The organism is Pseudomonas sp. TH04 (assembly GCF_016651355.1).
GTDB classification, from domain to species: Bacteria; Pseudomonadota; Gammaproteobacteria; order Pseudomonadales; family Pseudomonadaceae; genus Aquipseudomonas; species Aquipseudomonas fluorescens.
In genome coordinates this window covers 3,419,833-3,435,924 of sequence record NZ_JAEKEA010000001.1, presented here as the reverse complement: position 1 = coordinate 3,435,924, position 16,092 = coordinate 3,419,833, and the positions used below count along the sequence as shown (strand labels likewise).

At 56.2% G+C, this 16,092-nt stretch carries 9 protein-coding genes and 3 rRNA genes; 6 read left to right on the top strand and 6 right to left on the bottom strand.

The genetic code is table 11. The features are described from left to right. Positions 1-242 precede the first annotated feature (242 nt). From JFT85_RS15285 to JFT85_RS15270, 4 genes are all read left to right on the top strand, one after another. A 23S ribosomal RNA gene (locus tag JFT85_RS15285) occupies positions 243-3,134 on the top strand. Between the two features lie 171 nt (positions 3,135-3,305). Beyond that, positions 3,306-3,421 (top strand): 5S ribosomal RNA (rrf, locus tag JFT85_RS15280). A 109-nt stretch (positions 3,422-3,530) separates the two neighbouring features. Then, positions 3,531-3,646: ribosomal RNA gene (gene rrf, locus JFT85_RS15275) — 5S ribosomal RNA — on the top strand. Positions 3,647-4,137: 491 nt separating this feature from the next. After that, on the top strand, positions 4,138-6,018 hold the full coding sequence (locus JFT85_RS15270; RefSeq protein WP_053253707.1) for a methyl-accepting chemotaxis protein: 1,881 nt from the start codon (positions 4,138-4,140) through the stop codon (positions 6,016-6,018). A 39-nt stretch (positions 6,019-6,057) separates the two neighbouring features. Here the strand turns inward: JFT85_RS15270 and JFT85_RS15265 are convergent, their stop codons facing one another. From JFT85_RS15265 to JFT85_RS15245, 5 genes are all read right to left on the bottom strand, one after another. Next, a complete protein-coding gene (locus JFT85_RS15265) occupies positions 6,058-6,516 on the bottom strand; it encodes an SRPBCC family protein (RefSeq protein ID WP_201230081.1) in 459 nt (152 codons plus the stop codon). A gap of 18 nt (positions 6,517-6,534) precedes the next feature. Then, entirely contained in the window at positions 6,535-9,912 is a 3,378-nt protein-coding gene (locus JFT85_RS15260) for an amino acid adenylation domain-containing protein (RefSeq protein WP_201230079.1), read from the bottom strand. Continuing rightward, positions 9,909-10,856: a diiron oxygenase gene (locus tag JFT85_RS15255; RefSeq protein WP_073637968.1), complete on the bottom strand. Its 948-nt coding sequence runs from the start codon at positions 10,854-10,856 to the stop codon at positions 9,909-9,911. The genes JFT85_RS15260 and JFT85_RS15255 overlap by 4 nt, the downstream gene beginning before the upstream one ends. Further along, the gene (locus JFT85_RS15250; protein ID WP_073637967.1) at positions 10,853-11,611 is read right to left on the bottom strand and encodes a DUF3050 domain-containing protein; all 759 of its coding nucleotides are present in this window, start codon (positions 11,609-11,611) and stop codon (positions 10,853-10,855) included. Before JFT85_RS15250 ends, JFT85_RS15255 begins: the two co-directional genes overlap by 4 nt. A 383-nt stretch (positions 11,612-11,994) precedes the next feature. Continuing rightward, positions 11,995-12,705 (bottom strand): GntR family transcriptional regulator, encoded by a 711-nt coding sequence (locus tag JFT85_RS15245; protein WP_069553062.1) that lies wholly within the window; start codon positions 12,703-12,705, stop codon positions 11,995-11,997. 249 nt (positions 12,706-12,954) lie between these two features. Between JFT85_RS15245 and lapG the strand changes: the two genes are divergently transcribed. Together lapG and lapD are read left to right on the top strand one after the other, a co-directional pair. Then, complete coding sequence (gene lapG, locus JFT85_RS15240; RefSeq protein ID WP_053253713.1) at positions 12,955-13,647, top strand: cysteine protease LapG; 693 nt, start codon at positions 12,955-12,957, stop codon at positions 13,645-13,647. Between the two features lie 14 nt (positions 13,648-13,661). After that, positions 13,662-15,608 (top strand): cyclic di-GMP receptor LapD, encoded by a 1,947-nt coding sequence (gene lapD, locus JFT85_RS15235; RefSeq protein ID WP_053253714.1) that lies wholly within the window; start codon positions 13,662-13,664, stop codon positions 15,606-15,608. A 142-nt stretch (positions 15,609-15,750) separates the two neighbouring features. Here the strand turns inward: lapD and JFT85_RS15230 are convergent, their stop codons facing one another. Then, entirely contained in the window at positions 15,751-16,089 is a 339-nt protein-coding gene (locus JFT85_RS15230) for a hypothetical protein (RefSeq protein WP_053253715.1), read from the bottom strand. Positions 16,090-16,092: the final 3 nt, after the last annotated feature.

Genomic DNA, 16,092 nt, shown 5'->3' with positions numbered 1-16,092 from the left:
TCTGAAGTTTCGAAAGCTTAGAAATGAGCATTCCATTGTGATGATGGTGAATGTTGATTTCTAGTCTTTGATTAGATCGTTCTTTAAAAATTTGGGTATGTGATAGAAAGATAGACTGAACGTTACTTTCACTGGTAACGGATCAGGCTAAGGTAAAATTTGTGAGTTACTCGTAATTGAGTATTATCGAATTTTCGGCGAATGTTGTCTTCACAGTATAACCAGATTGCTTGGGGTTATATGGTCAAGTGAAGAAGCGCATACGGTGGATGCCTTGGCAGTCAGAGGCGATGAAAGACGTGGTAGCCTGCGAAAAGCTTCGGGGAGTCGGCAAACAGACTTTGATCCGGAGATGTCTGAATGGGGGAACCCAGCCATCATAAGATGGTTATCTTACGCTGAATACATAGGCGTAAGAGGCGAACCAGGGGAACTGAAACATCTAAGTACCCTGAGGAAAAGAAATCAACCGAGATTCCCTTAGTAGTGGCGAGCGAACGGGGACTAGCCCTTAAGTGGCTTTGAGATTAGCGGAACGCTCTGGAAAGTGCGGCCATAGTGGGTGATAGCCCTGTACGCGAAAATCTCTTAGTCATGAAATCGAGTAGGACGGAGCACGAGAAACTTTGTCTGAATATGGGGGGACCATCCTCCAAGGCTAAATACTACTGACTGACCGATAGTGAACTAGTACCGTGAGGGAAAGGCGAAAAGAACCCCGGAGAGGGGAGTGAAATAGATCCTGAAACCGTATGCGTACAAGCAGTGGGAGCAGACTTTGTTCTGTGACTGCGTACCTTTTGTATAATGGGTCAGCGACTTATTTTCAGTGGCGAGCTTAACCGAATAGGGGAGGCGTAGCGAAAGCGAGTCTTAATAGGGCGTCTAGTCGCTGGGAATAGACCCGAAACCGGGCGATCTATCCATGGGCAGGTTGAAGGTTGGGTAACACTAACTGGAGGACCGAACCGACTACCGTTGAAAAGTTAGCGGATGACCTGTGGATCGGAGTGAAAGGCTAATCAAGCTCGGAGATAGCTGGTTCTCCTCGAAAGCTATTTAGGTAGCGCCTCATGTATCACTGTAGGGGGTAGAGCACTGTTTCGGCTAGGGGGTCATCCCGACTTACCAAACCGATGCAAACTCCGAATACCTACAAGTGCCGAGCATGGGAGACACACGGCGGGTGCTAACGTCCGTCGTGAAAAGGGAAACAACCCAGACCGTCAGCTAAGGTCCCAAAGTTATGGTTAAGTGGGAAACGATGTGGGAAGGCTTAGACAGCTAGGAGGTTGGCTTAGAAGCAGCCACCCTTTAAAGAAAGCGTAATAGCTCACTAGTCGAGTCGGCCTGCGCGGAAGATGTAACGGGGCTCAAACCATACACCGAAGCTACGGGTATCACGTAAGTGATGCGGTAGAGGAGCGTTCTGTAAGCCTGTGAAGGTGAGTTGAGAAGCTTGCTGGAGGTATCAGAAGTGCGAATGCTGACATGAGTAACGACAATGGGTGTGAAAAACACCCACGCCGAAAGACCAAGGTTTCCTGCGCAACGTTAATCGACGCAGGGTTAGTCGGTCCCTAAGGCGAGGCTGAAAAGCGTAGTCGATGGAAAACAGGTTAATATTCCTGTACTTCTGGTTATTGCGATGGAGGGACGGAGAAGGCTAGGCCAGCTTGGCGTTGGTTGTCCAAGTTTAAGGTGGTAGGCTGGAATCTTAGGTAAATCCGGGATTCTAAGGCCGAGAGCTGATGACGAGTTAACTTTTAGTTAACGAAGTGGTTGATGCCATGCTTCCAAGAAAAGCTTCTAAGCTTCAGGTAACCAGGAACCGTACCCCAAACCGACACAGGTGGTTGGGTAGAGAATACCAAGGCGCTTGAGAGAACTCGGGTGAAGGAACTAGGCAAAATGGCACCGTAACTTCGGGAGAAGGTGCGCCGGTGAGGGTGAAGGACTTGCTCCGTAAGCTCATGCCGGTCGAAGATACCAGGCCGCTGCGACTGTTTATTAAAAACACAGCACTCTGCAAACACGAAAGTGGACGTATAGGGTGTGACGCCTGCCCGGTGCCGGAAGGTTAATTGATGGGGTTAGCTAACGCGAAGCTCTTGATCGAAGCCCCGGTAAACGGCGGCCGTAACTATAACGGTCCTAAGGTAGCGAAATTCCTTGTCGGGTAAGTTCCGACCTGCACGAATGGCGTAACGATGGCGGCGCTGTCTCCACCCGAGACTCAGTGAAATTGAAATCGCTGTGAAGATGCAGTGTATCCGCGGCTAGACGGAAAGACCCCGTGAACCTTTACTATAGCTTTGCACTGGACTTTGAATTTGCTTGTGTAGGATAGGTGGGAGGCTTTGAAGCGTGGACGCCAGTTCGCGTGGAGCCAACCTTGAAATACCACCCTGGCAACTTTGAGGTTCTAACTCAGGTCCGTTATCCGGATCGAGGACAGTGTATGGTGGGTAGTTTGACTGGGGCGGTCTCCTCCTAAAGAGTAACGGAGGAGTACGAAGGTGCGCTCAGACCGGTCGGAAATCGGTCGTAGAGTATAAAGGCAAAAGCGCGCTTGACTGCGAGACAGACACGTCGAGCAGGTACGAAAGTAGGTCTTAGTGATCCGGTGGTTCTGTATGGAAGGGCCATCGCTCAACGGATAAAAGGTACTCCGGGGATAACAGGCTGATACCGCCCAAGAGTTCATATCGACGGCGGTGTTTGGCACCTCGATGTCGGCTCATCACATCCTGGGGCTGAAGCCGGTCCCAAGGGTATGGCTGTTCGCCATTTAAAGTGGTACGCGAGCTGGGTTTAGAACGTCGTGAGACAGTTCGGTCCCTATCTGCCGTGGACGTTTGAGATTTGAGAGGGGCTGCTCCTAGTACGAGAGGACCGGAGTGGACGAACCTCTGGTGTTCCGGTTGTCACGCCAGTGGCATTGCCGGGTAGCTATGTTCGGAATAGATAACCGCTGAAAGCATCTAAGCGGGAAACTAGCCTCAAGATGAGATCTCACTGGGACCTTGAGTCCCCTGAAGGGCCGTCGAAGACTACGACGTTGATAGGTTGGGTGTGTAAGCGCTGTGAGGCGTTGAGCTAACCAATACTAATTGCCCGTGAGGCTTGACCATATAACACCCAAGCAATTTGACTACTCCTGACTTGGAAACAAGCAGAAGCATCAGATTGCGGTGTGTGAAGACGATAGAACCGAAAGTTCGAATTTCACAAAACACCGAAAGCTGTCACATACCCAATTTGCTGAAGCGAGGCCAGCTGGCCACGACTCAGTACCCGAATTTCTTGACGACCATAGAGCATTGGAACCACCTGATCCCATCCCGAACTCAGTAGTGAAACGATGCATCGCCGATGGTAGTGTGGGGTTTCCCCATGTGAGAGTAGGTCATCGTCAAGATTAAATTCCAGAACCCCTGTTTGCTAACGCGAACAGGGGTTTTGTTTATGTAGAAGTCCATGAATTTCACTGGTGTGTTGCTGATGCAACGTACTGGTACACAGAATTTCTTGACGACCATAGAGCATTGGAACCACCTGATCCCATCCCGAACTCAGCAGTGAAACGATGCATCGCCGATGGTAGTGTGGGGTTTCCCCATGTGAGAGTAGGTCATCGTCAAGATTAAATTCCGAAACCCCTGTCTGCTAACGCAGACAGGGGTTTTGTCGTTTAGAGGGTTTGATAATTGACCTGCTCTTGCTGCTGACTATTGATCGGTATTAAGAGGCAAGCATCAACGATGCTAAGCGTTCTCTGCATCTATCCATCTCTATACCCGACATCGCACTGCCAAGTCGCAAGCTGTCCCAGGCAGCTACAACGCGACGAACCCCCATTTATCCATCTCAACCACGTCTGGCAGATAGGCACTCTTTCGCTGAAACCATCGAAAGCAGCGGGACAGGTATCTGTGCTGAAGCTCTACCACTGGTCGTTTTCCTACTCAAAACGACGATGGATCTCACAAATTTCTAAGATTTATTCCGTCCTGGCCGAAAGCCTGATGAGCCATGCGTGCACCGAAATAGAGCGGCCTGAGAGTCTGCCTATCCCGTTACATGGAATGTTCCACTCGGCACGCTCACCCCCCTTTGGCAAAAGAAGTCGATGAAATGAATCTCAAGTTCAGTCATAAAATTCTACTGGCCGCGTCAGGCGTCGTGGTTTTGGCCTTCGCGTTATTCACGCTCTACAACGACTACCTGCAGCGCAGCACGATCAAGCAAAATCTCGAGTCGTCTATCCAGCAATCGGGCGAGCTCACGGCAAGCAGTGTGCAGAACTGGCTCAGTGGGCGCATCCTTGTGCTCGAAAGTCTGGCGCAAAACGTTGCCCATCAGGGGAGTGGTGCCGACCTTCCAGGGCTGGTCGACCAGCCTGCATTCACCTCAAACTTCCAATTCACCTATGTCGGTCAAACCAATGGTGTGTTCACCCAGCGCCCTGACGCGAAGATGCCTGACGGTTACGACCCACGTCAGCGACCTTGGTACAAGCAAGCGGTGGCTGCCGATAAAACCATGCTCACCCCGCCTTACATGGCCGCAGTGGGTGGTCAGATCGTAACCATCGCTCTGCCAGTCAAAAAGAACGGTGAGCTGCTGGGTGTGGTCGGTGGTGACCTGAGTTTGCAAACCCTGGTGAAGATCATCAACTCGGTGGACTTTGGCGGCATCGGCCATGCGTTTCTGGTCAGTGCGGATGGTCAGGTGATCGTCAGTCCTGACCAGGACCAGGTGATGAAAAACCTCAAGGACATCTACCCAGGCACCAGTCTTCGTATTGAGAAGGTCAGTCAGGATGTCGTCTTAAACGGTCAGGACCGCATTCTGTCGTTCACGCCAATCAGCGGTTTGCCGGGTGCAGACTGGTACATCGGTCTCTCGATCGACAAGGACAAAGCCTACGCACCACTGGGTAAATTCCGTACTTCAGCGTTGATTGCCATGTTGATTGCTGTGGTGGCGATTGCGGTGCTGTTGAGCTTGCTGATTCAAGTACTGTTGCGCCCGCTGACCACCATGGGTGTTGCCATGCAGGACATTGCCCAGGGTGAAGGCGATTTGACTCGCCGCTTGGACGTGACCAGTAAGGATGAGTTTGGCGAGGTCGGCAGTGCTTTCAACCAGTTCGTCGAGCGTATCCACGCCTCCATTTCCGAAGTCTCTTCGGCAACACGTCAGGTACACGACCTGTCGCAGCGTGTCATGGCGTCTTCCAATGCGTCGATTATCGGCTCGGACGAACAAAGCGCACGTACCAACAGCGTAGCTGCAGCGATCAACGAGCTGGGTGCCGCCACCCAGGAAATCGCGCGCAACGCGGCCGATGCTTCGCAGCACGCCAGTGGTGCCAGTGAACAAGCAGACGACGGGCGCAAGGTCGTGGAAAAAACCATCCTGGCAATGTCGGAACTGTCGCAAAAGATCAGCCTGTCCTGCACGCAGATCGAAACCCTCAACGCCAGCACCGACAACATTGGTCACATTCTCGATGTGATCAAAGGTATCTCCCAGCAAACCAACTTGTTAGCGCTCAATGCCGCGATCGAAGCTGCCCGTGCCGGGGAAGCCGGGCGTGGGTTTGCCGTGGTTGCCGATGAGGTGCGTAACCTGGCTCACCGTACCCAGGAGTCTGCGGAAGAGATCCACAAAATGATCACTTCGCTGCAAGTGGGTTCGCGTGAAGCGGTGACCACCATGAACGCCAGCCAGACCTCCAGCGAAGAAAGCGTTGAAGTGGCCAACCAGGCCGGTGAGCGCCTGGTCAGCGTGACGCAGCGAATCGTCGAGATCGATGGCATGAACCAATCGGTTGCTGCCGCCACCGAGGAGCAGACGGCGGTGGTTGAAACCCTCAACGTGGATATCAACCAGATCAATCTGCTGAACCAGCAAGGCGTGGCCAATCTCAACGAAACGCTTAAGGACTGCGATGCGCTGTCCCAGCAGGCCAGCCGCCTGAAGCAATTGGTCGACAGCTTCAAAATCTGATCCACGTTATGCAGGGGCGAAGCCTTTCGCTCCTGCTGATCAGCCAAGCATCTTTCGCACATTCTCCAGGGCGCTGTCGGCGAAGGCTTGAACAAACTGTTCAAACTCCGCCTGCGGTGTATCGACCGGTTCGCCAATCAGTGTCCAGATCGCCCTGGAGTATCCCGCGCCAAGCGCTTGCACACTCATTGCGGCCCACAGTTGGGCGACACCCAACGTGTTGTAGAGGGTGGTCCAGGTCATGCACATCGCGTCGTCGTTTCGGCTGTTGAGCTGCTCAACGACACAATGCCCGTCATGGAAAAATTTCGTACGCAGTGCGCCTACACCTGTGCCGGTCATTTCGACGTGCGAAAGGGCGGGAATGAAGGCATCAAATTCCGCAAAGTTGCCTACCACGCTCCATAGGCGGGCGGCTTCGCACGCGACGTCGACAGACGCCTTCAAGGGGGAGCCATTCGGGTTGCGGATCAATGTATCGGGTTGCAGCAATTTCATAAGGGTGTCCTGAAACGGTCAGAGAAAGCCGATGGCGCTGAGGTGATCGCAGCCCCTGCGCAACAGCGTCGCGTCCTTTTGCGGGTATCGCTCGCCCATGGCTTCCACACCTTGGCGGGCGTTCTCGTGACAAATCATCGAGATGTCGCTGATGTCTTCGGCAAGGTCATCCAGATAGAAACCCAGCACACCAAACAGGGCGTTATCGCGACCCACCGTGTGTAGCTCTCGTTGCCAGTGTGCAACGCTCACCCGTTCGAAGTGATGGCCCGCCTGGCTGAAAGCATCCAGATAGTGATCCCAGCTCAAGGGTTGCGGGTTATGCAGGTTGAATACGTTTTGCCCGACCGCAGATTGGCCGCAGTGGAACGCGACAAAACGGGCAAAAAAATCCAACGGCATCAGGTCGAAGTTCACGTTCAGGCGTGGCGCCATACCAAATTGCAATGAGCCTTTGAGCATTAGCATCAGGCGATTGTTTTGCGGCTGGCAGACTCCGCTGCGGCTGTTGAAGGCGATGTTGCCCGGGCGATAGATGTTCACCCAGGCACCTTGTTCGACCGCACGCCCCAACAGCCGCTCGGCGACCCATTTGGACAGGTTATAGCCATTCTTGAGGTAGAGCGGCAACGTGGCCACCGCCGGTGTTTCGAGGATGTACCCTTGGGCGTTGATGCTGCTGCAAGCCGACAGCGTCGAGATGAAATTGAAGACTTTTTTGCAGTGGGTTTCACACAGTCGCAGGCACTCCAGTACCGGTTCGACGTTGTCCCTGGCCAGTGACGCATAATCCATCACATGATTGACCCGCGCTGCGTTGTGCACCAACACGCCATGGCTGCGAGCGATTCGCTCATACACATCGCAGGCCAGGCCCAGACGAGGCTGGCTGATATCGGCGGCGTATACCTGCATCCGGCTCATGTCCAAATGCTCCAGGCGATACTCGCGTAATGCCTGGGTAAACCGCGCCATGGCGCACTGGCCCGGCTGTTCACGCACCAGGCATGTCACCTCCAGTGCTCCCCCTGCCAACAACGCTTCGACGAGATGCACGCCGACAAAACTGTTGGCGCCTGTGACGATCACCTTGCGCAGATCGCCAATGCGATGTTCGTGCAGCATTTGTATATTCAGCGCCTGCGAAGCATCTTGCTCCACCTGGCCTGACGGTACTTCAGTTGTCGCGCCGTCCTCCATCAGTGCAGTGAGCGTACGAATCGTCGGAGCTTCAAAGAAACGGTTCAATGAGAGGCTGTGGCCAAACGCTTCGCGCAGTCGCAGCAGCAGGGTCGACAGCAGGATGGAATGACCGCCCAAATTGAAAAAGCTGTCATCAATTGAAAAGTCATCGCCGGGTATATCCAGCAACTCGCTCCATAACGTCACCAGACGCGTTTGCAGAGGTGTTTGCGCAGGTCGGCGGTGTGAGTGGGGCCTGGCGTGCTTCGGCAGCGCCAGTAAGGCCACGCGGTCGATCTTGCCATGGGTGGTGCGCGGCATCGTGGGTAACTCAGTCCACACCGCGGGCTGCATGTAATCCGGCAGCCACTGCTGTGCATGTCGCTTGAGGCCCGCCACCGTGGCGCCCGATTCGGGCTGGGCGACAACGCAGAGAATCCTGCGATCACCATCGATCACCACGGCCACCTGACGGAATAATCGACTGGCGCTCAGGCACTGTTCGATCTCCTGGGGCTCGACTCGAAAGCCACGGATCTTCACCTGGTCATCCCGCCGGCCACCCAGCTCGATACCGTCCGGCATCCATTTCGCCAGGTCACCGCTGCGGTAAGCCTGCAGTGTCTGGCCATCAGGCAGTGTCACCACCACGAACGGGTTTTCGACCTGCTGCGGCGCGTTCACATACCCCAGGCTTATGCCGGGGCCGATGATGTACAGATCGCCCATTACCTGTTCATCCACGGGTTGCAGCGTGTCGTCGAGGATCAACACTTGGCTGTTTGCGATGGGGTGGCCGATGTTGCGGTTGCTGTCACCGGGTTGAAACGTCCGGTGGGTGACCAGCACCGTGCTCTCGGTAGGGCCGTAGAGGTTGTGCACTTGGCACTGGCTCGCCAATCGTTCGATCACAGACGGCTCGCAGGCATCACCACCGGTCAACAGATGGCTGAGGCCCAACGGCTCCTCCAACGGCAGAATGCTGAGGAGCGCGGGCGGCAGAAAGGCATGGCTGATGGGCTGACGGCGAATCAGCTCGACCAACTGATGAGGATCGCGTTGCTGGGCTTCACTCGGGACGATCAACTCGGCACCGGCTATCAGAGCAGGGAAAATATCAATCAACGAGGAGTCGAAACTCAGCGGCGAAAATTGCAGCACACGGCTCTGTTCGTCCAGCGCCAGGCGAGTAGCGAACCAGGCGGTGAAATGCGCAAGGTTGCGTTGACTCAGCAGTACGCCCTTCGGTTGGCCAGTGGTGCCCGAGGTGAAAAGCGCGATGCAGGGTGCTTCGATGCTGGGGTGATGGTGCATCAAGGGTTGCGTGGGGTCGGCCAGGACGGGGTCGACAGTACAGACATTCAGGGCAATGAAATGGTCGCGCAGAGGGTGCTGGCCATCATCGAGCAACAGCCTGGCCTTAGTGCTTTGCAGCATGGCTTGATGGCGCGGTGACGGATGTTCCGGCGCCAGTGGCAGGTAAACCGCACCGCACCCCAATACCGCGAGAATACTGGCGTACAGCTCGACAGATTTTTGCAGACACACGCCGACCACCGGGGGCGACTCAATGCCCTCCAATAACGGGCGCAGGCGTTGCTGGATCGACAGGGCTCGCTGGTGTAATTGGCGGTAGCTGAGCCTGTCGCCCGCGATGTTCAGCGCCGTTCGTTCTGCGAAGGCATAAAGACTGGTCTGTAGCCGTTCGATGATCGGTACTTGGGCGGCCTGCAGCAGCGCCGGCTGCGCAGTGCGATTGAATCGATGCAGAAATGCCAGTGCGTCCAGCCCTTTCAAGCTGTGCTCGGGCCACGTATTGGCGGTGGTTACGGCCGTGAAGAGCGCGGTGTCCCTTGCGAAGCCGCTGATCAGCAAGGCGATCCATTCGACCAGTGTGTTCGTCGCTTGCCGGCGCAGACGTTGGCCGTTGCCGCTGGGCTCCTCGGCAACGTCCTGCACCGCCAGCACACGCTGGTCATGGGCATAGCAACGCAACTGCACAGAGGGAAGCCCGTAGTCGGTCACCGGGCCGATACCCAGGCGCAGGCTTAACCCTAGAGCGTTGTCGGAACGTGTGGGCGGTGGTTGGCTGCCGTCCTCAATGAGCACATCAACGGCTTCTGTTGCGCTGACATGCCCGTATTGTTCCAACGTTTGCCTGACCGCCTCCAGGGCCTCGCTGGTGCCGCTCCATCCAATCCTCAAGCGTCTCATGCCGGCCTCCGCGTGTCGGGGAGATAGTCGCTCAGGGCACGGGCCACGCTGGGTGTGCTCAGCACGCCGCTCTGGTGCAGGAACCCCATGATGTTGCCGAGCAGCGGATGCTGGCGGGTGATGGGAAAGTCCAGCGCCGCGACTTCGTCCCGCAGCGCCTGTCGGGTATCGCCGCTGACATCCAGGTGTTCGATCAGCTGTAGATCGAAGCCTTTTTGCAGGTCATTGGTCAGGTAATGCGTCAAAAAAATCGGCAGGATTTCCGCGATGCTATCGCGATCGCCCGGGGTTGCCGCCTGCCAGTAGAGACGCACCAATTGCGTCCAGAACTGTGCATGGCGCCCTTCGTCACACAAGTGATCGGCCATCAGGCCACGGATGGATGGCTTGACACTGTCGTCCTTGGAAAACGCCGCTACGGCATGGGTTACGGTGTTTTCGGCGATGGCTACGCCAATCAACTCCACGGCATCGCGCAGGTGTGGCGCTGCCATTGCACACGCGGCGGGCAGGGCGCGGCTCAGTTCGATTTGCGCGGGCAGATCGAGCGGTTGGATGCCGGTCATTTCCACGGTCTGTTGCAGGAAATCCAGTGCAACCAGCGCGTGGTAGTCCTCATCCACCACGATGGTCATCGCATCCACGCGACAGGCGAGAGGGAAGGGCAACGAGAAGCGATTCTTGGCGATACTGCGGGCGGTCTTGTCGACGATTTCTGTTTCGAAGATCACCACATCATTGATGAATTTGTAGAAGCTTTGCACCAGCACAAAGTCGCGCCACTGCGGGCAGTGTTCGAGAAAGGTCGCATTGAGTACCAGCGGCTGCCGACACAGCGGGTAGATCAATCTGTCATCGTTTTCGAGCAAGCGCCGAGGGCGGGTTCGGACAGTTGCCCGGCGTTCCCAGTCTTCGGCAAAGGAGCGGTAGTGCGCGGCAATCATGATTGCACCTCTTGCAACGAGGCCCGTACGTCGTCCCACAAGCTGAGTCGACTTTCTACGGCGTCGAGCGCGTAGTCATCTGCCTGGTTTTGACGCGCCGGGTCTGCGTCGATCAGGCGGTCAAGCACAGCCTCTGCCCCTGGCCCATGTTCCTGGGAGTCCAGCGCGATGTGACGGCTGAGGTAGTGGCATAAGGTCGGTGCCTGGCGCTCAATCAATGGGTTGCCGTGCAGAATGCGTTCGAACATCGACGGTATGACACTCTCGCGGCCATGCAAGAAGGCCGCAGCCACGCAGTGTGTGGGTGCGTTCAGTGCGATCTGCAACGTGGTATCTACGAAGCGAGCTACGCCTGGCAGGACGTTGACCAACTGCAAGGCAACGCTCGCCGGCACGCCCTGACGCTGCAGCTCAATGAAGCGCCGAACAGGGGTGGTGCTGGCGCCGACTTCAGCCATGGCTTCCAGATACAGTTCAAAGTGGCTGCAAGCGCCTCGTGTCGGGTGTTCATCCGACTCTTCGCCGAGCACGATTTCATTAATGAGGCGTGCGGCGAGTGGGTCTGTCGGTGGGAGCCAGGGTAATTGCGTGCAGGTCAGATCCTGCTGCAGGCGTTTGGTCAGTGCCATGAAGTCCCAGACGGCAAACACATGGTGTTCCATGAAAAGTTGTAACTTGTTAAGTGTAGTTATTTCAGTAAATAACGGATGGCTGCATAACTGCAGTTTTTTTTGTTCAAGTAAGTGTTGGTGCATGGTTGACGCCTATAAGTTGTTGCGACTGTTCTGGAAACAGTGATGAGGTGTTTAATTCAATATGAAAAGTTGGCGTTTTAGCCCCGGCGCACGTGCAGCGCTGGACGGACGCAGGTCCGCGCCGCGGTACGAAGTGTGTGTTTTATTCGGGGCGGATAATAATCTGACTAAACGTTTTGATGAGCGTGTAAATGTATTAGAAGTTTTTTCGAGAGATAATTGCTGTGAATGCGTTACTTGATGGGTTGTCGGATGTTTCCTTGCGACGAGCGGGTTTATTTAAGTCGAGTTGTTGGGGCTGGCGTATGCCTGTGCGGAGGCTCCCTGATGGAACAGGAGTACCGCACTGTATGGGTAAGGTGTAGGCACAGCGCTTTAGAAGTTTACCGCGCGCTATTCTTTTCGTTGGCTTCAAGACTATTGAGATAAGTGGAGATCACCTCCATCCCGCGCGTCAGGTGATTGCGCAGCGTCAGAATACTTTCCTCGACTTTTTTCTGCGCGACCAGGCTCAACAGTTCACGGTGGTCTTCCTGAGACGTCTCGCCCAGCCCCATTGCCTCGAGGTTGAAGCGCAGAAAACGCTCTTCCTCGTTCAAACCATGCTCAACCAATTTGAGCAGCCGCTGGTTCGGCGCTTTGCCATACAGCGCCATGTGGAACAGGCGATTGAGTCGGCCAATCTCGGAATAGTCTTTCTCGCGTTCCAGGGCATGGATGCAGGCGTCGGCTTGCGCAATATCCGCATCGGTGAGCCGCGGAATCGATAAGCGCAGCGCTTCGGATTCCAGCAACATGCGCAGTGCATAGGTCTCGGCCGAATTATCTTCGATCAACGGCGCAACCACGGCGCCTTTGTGGGTCACCACATGCAGTAAGGATTGAGCTTCCAATTGGCGCAGGGCTTCTCGCACAGGCATGCGGCTGACGCCGAACAGGCTGGCCAGTTCTTGCTGGCGCATCGCGGTACCACAGGGCAAGCGACCATCGAGAATGGCATTGCGCAACGTTTCTTCAATAACGGCGCGAGCAAGATGGGCTGGGATAGGCCCGCTGATTTTGATGCTGCTTAAAGGGTTCGGCTTCTGCGTCACGGTTACGCTATCCTCCTTGCTTGAATAAAGTGTGTTTAATTGGATCCAATGCACACTAAAGATGGGTCACACACTTGTCAAACAGCCAGGGTTTCAGTTTGTAAGGGCTTACGGGATGTACTTTATGCATCCCACAAGGGGCGTTTATAAATTCGGGCCGCTTATGAATGATTGCACTGTGCCATTGTTTTTTGGTGGTTGAAGCTTCACCATCCCTGAAATTCCGTCTCTCTTCACGGACTGAACGCCTTGGCGGTAAGTTTTATTCCCTCTCGAATAGTGTGCTGGCTACTTTCAGCGACTTTGTTGGCTGGCTTGATGCCCGGCGGGCTGCATGCCGATTGGGATTTCTCTCAGATCAGCCGCAAAGCCACCGCTTTGTATGGGCCGCTGGGGGAGGGACAGCAGCGTATCGATGCCTGGCAGCGGCTGCTGGCGACCGAAAAGAAGGTCGACGAACAGGAGCAACTCAAGGTCGTGAACCTGTTCTTCAACAAGCAAATGACTTATGTGGAAGACATCGACTTGTGGCACGTGGTCGACTATTGGGAGACCCCTATCGAAGCGCTGTGGAAAGGTGCCGGAGATTGTGAGGACTACGCAATCGCCAAGTATTTCAGCCTGCGTCACCTGGGCGTCTCCAGCGACAAATTGCGCATTACGTACGTCAAGGCCTTGCGTCAGAATCGCGCGCATATGGTGCTGACGTATTATCCGACCCCCGAAGCCATCCCGCTGGTGCTCGACAGCCTGATGGACGAGATTCTGCCGGCGACCCGCCGTACCGACCTGGTCCCGGTGTACTCATTCAACGCCGAGGGCTTGTACCTGCCCGGCGCCAAGGGCAACAAGAAAGTCGGTGACACCAAACGCTTGTCGCGCTGGCAGGATGTGTTGAGAAAAATGCGTGCGGAAGGCTTCCCGGCCGAGCCTGCCAACTAGGAGTAACTGATCGGATGTCTCTGTTCAAACAACTATTGATCGCAATCTGTCTGTTCCTGGTAGTCGCCTTCAGCGGCAGCTTCATGGTCAGTCTCGAAAGCTCGCGTACCCAATACGTCAACCAACTGCGTTCCCATGCACAGGACGCGGCGACCGCACTGGCGCTGTCGCTGACGCCGAATATCGACGACCCGGCCATGGTGGAGTTGCTGGTCAGCTCGATCTTCGACAGCGGCTATTACGCCAGCATCCGCGTCGTGGACTTGGCCACCGATAAAACCATCGTCGAACGCAGCGGTATTCCTGACAACAACGGTGTGCCCAACTGGTTCGTCAAACTCATCGGGCTGGAGCCGGCCGGTGGTGACGCGCTGGTCAGTCGCGGTTGGGAACAGGCGGCGCGCGTGGAGGTGGTCAGCCACCCGATGTTCGCCCTGGCCAAACTCTGGCAAAGCGCCTTGGGCAGCCTGGGTTGGTTGCTGTTGTGCGGGGCGGTGAGTGCGGTGCTTGGCGCGTTGTTGCTGCGGCGGCAGTTGAAGCCGTTGGACTACATGGTCAAGCAGTCCCACGCCATCGCTCGTCGCGAATTCCTAAGCTTGCCAGACCTGCCACGCACACCGGAACTGCGACGTGTGGTGCAGGCCATGAACCAGATGGTCGAAAAGCTCAAGGCGCTGTTCCAGGAGCAAGCGGAGCGCAGCGAAAAACTGCGCATCGAATCCTACCAGGACAACCTCACCGGCCTCGCCAACCGTCGTTATTTCGAGATGCAGCTCAATGCGCGCGTCAGCAACCCGGAAGAGACCAACTCCGGCTATCTGCTGCTATTGCGGGTCAAGGACCTGGCCGGTCTCAACCAGCGCCTGGGTGGCCAGCGCACCGACCAATTGCTGCAAGCGGTCGGCGAACAACTGCTGCGCCAGTGTGAGCCTTATCCGGAAACCCACAACCTCGTCACGCGTATCCGTGGCGGTGAGTTCGCAGTGCTGGCGCCGGGGCTGACACGTGAAGAAGCACTGCAATTGGCGCAGAACCTTGAAAACACCTTGCTCAGCCTTCAGGCGACCGCCGCCAGTGATGTCACACCGGTCGCCTACATCGGCCTGGCGCCGTTTAACCATGGCGATTCACCGCAGGCCCTGTTGACCCTGGCTGATCAGGCCCTGGCCCAGGCCGAAGGGCAGGGCGACTCCAGTTGGGTATGCCTCGACCACAGTGCCGCCGCCAGCGTGGGTGACGATCACCATGCCTGGCACACACTGTTGGACCAGGCCCTGACCCAGCAGCGGTTTCAGCTGTACTTCCAACCGGTTGTCGCCAGCCAGGACCCGCAACTGGTCTTGCACTACAAAGTACTGTCGCGCTTGCAGGACGAAGACGGCCATACGATACCCGCCGGGCGTTTCCTGCCGTGGCTTGAGCGTTTCGGCTGGACCGCCCGCCTGGACCGTCTGATGCTCGAGCAAGTGCTCAAGCAGATGGCCGGTCACACTCACAGCCTGGCGCTGAACCTCTCGGCCGCAACCTTGCAGGATACCCAGGCGCTCAGCCGGATTTTTGAGCTGCTACGCCAGCACAGCAACCTGGGCCCGCGCCTGACCCTGGAAATCGGCGAAGAACAATTGCCCGAACAGGCCTTGCTGGAACAGTTGACCCAGCGCCTGCGCGAGCTGGGATTCTCCCTGAGCCTGCAGCGTTTTGGTGGGCGGTTCAGCATGATCGGCAACCTGGCACGGCTGGGCCTGGCGTACCTGAAGATCGACGGCAGCTACATCCGCGCCATCGACCAGGAAAGCGACAAACGCCTGTTTATCGAGGCGATCCAGCGCGCGGCCCACAGCATCGACTTGCCGTTGATCGCCGAGCGCGTGGAAACCGAGGGAGAGCTGAAAGTGATTCGCGAGATGGGGATTTTCGGCGTGCAGGGTCAGCTGTTTGGTGAGCCTGCGCCCTGGAAGTAAGCCAAACCTAATGTGCAAGCAGGCTTATGTGGGAGCTGGCTTGCCTGCGATTGCATCACCTCGGGTGTGACTGACATACCGAGGTGATGCAATCGCGGGCAAGCCCGGCTCCCACACACGCTTACCGTTAAAATTCGTGGGTTCAGATCAACCCAGTCTCTTCGTCATTGATCAGGTGGCTCAACCCACCCAACGCTTCCCGTGCGTGGGTACGGTCCATCAACTTGGCCTGTGCCGCCGGCGGCAAGTCCGTCACGCTGATGACACCCTTGCGGGTCAGCACCTGAATCAAGTCGTCCAGTACCCGGATCATCTCCAGGTCGCTCTGCTTGAGCTGCGCCAGGCTGGTTTCCACCACTTCGTTGGCGTACCAGGCCTGGATCTCATGGTGATCGGCCGGCAGGGTTTCGGTCGACTCGGTAAAGGCGGCGGCCTCCACGCGACTCAATGCACCCTGTGCATCACGTTGCACGTAAAACATAAC

Coding starts and splice junctions, on each gene's coding strand:
- lapD (WP_053253714.1), top strand. CDS start 13,662: ATGTCTCTGTTCAAACAACTATTGATCGCAATCTGTCTGTTCCTGGTA.
- JFT85_RS15250 (WP_073637967.1), bottom strand. CDS start 11,611: ATGCACCAACACTTACTTGAACAAAAAAAACTGCAGTTATGCAGCCAT.
- JFT85_RS15270 (WP_053253707.1), top strand. CDS start 4,138: ATGAATCTCAAGTTCAGTCATAAAATTCTACTGGCCGCGTCAGGCGTC.
- JFT85_RS15265 (WP_201230081.1), bottom strand. CDS start 6,516: ATGAAATTGCTGCAACCCGATACATTGATCCGCAACCCGAATGGCTCC.
- JFT85_RS15260 (WP_201230079.1), bottom strand. CDS start 9,912: ATGAGACGCTTGAGGATTGGATGGAGCGGCACCAGCGAGGCCCTGGAG.
- JFT85_RS15255 (WP_073637968.1), bottom strand. CDS start 10,856: ATGATTGCCGCGCACTACCGCTCCTTTGCCGAAGACTGGGAACGCCGG.
- JFT85_RS15230 (WP_053253715.1), bottom strand. CDS start 16,089: ATGTTTTACGTGCAACGTGATGCACAGGGTGCATTGAGTCGCGTGGAG.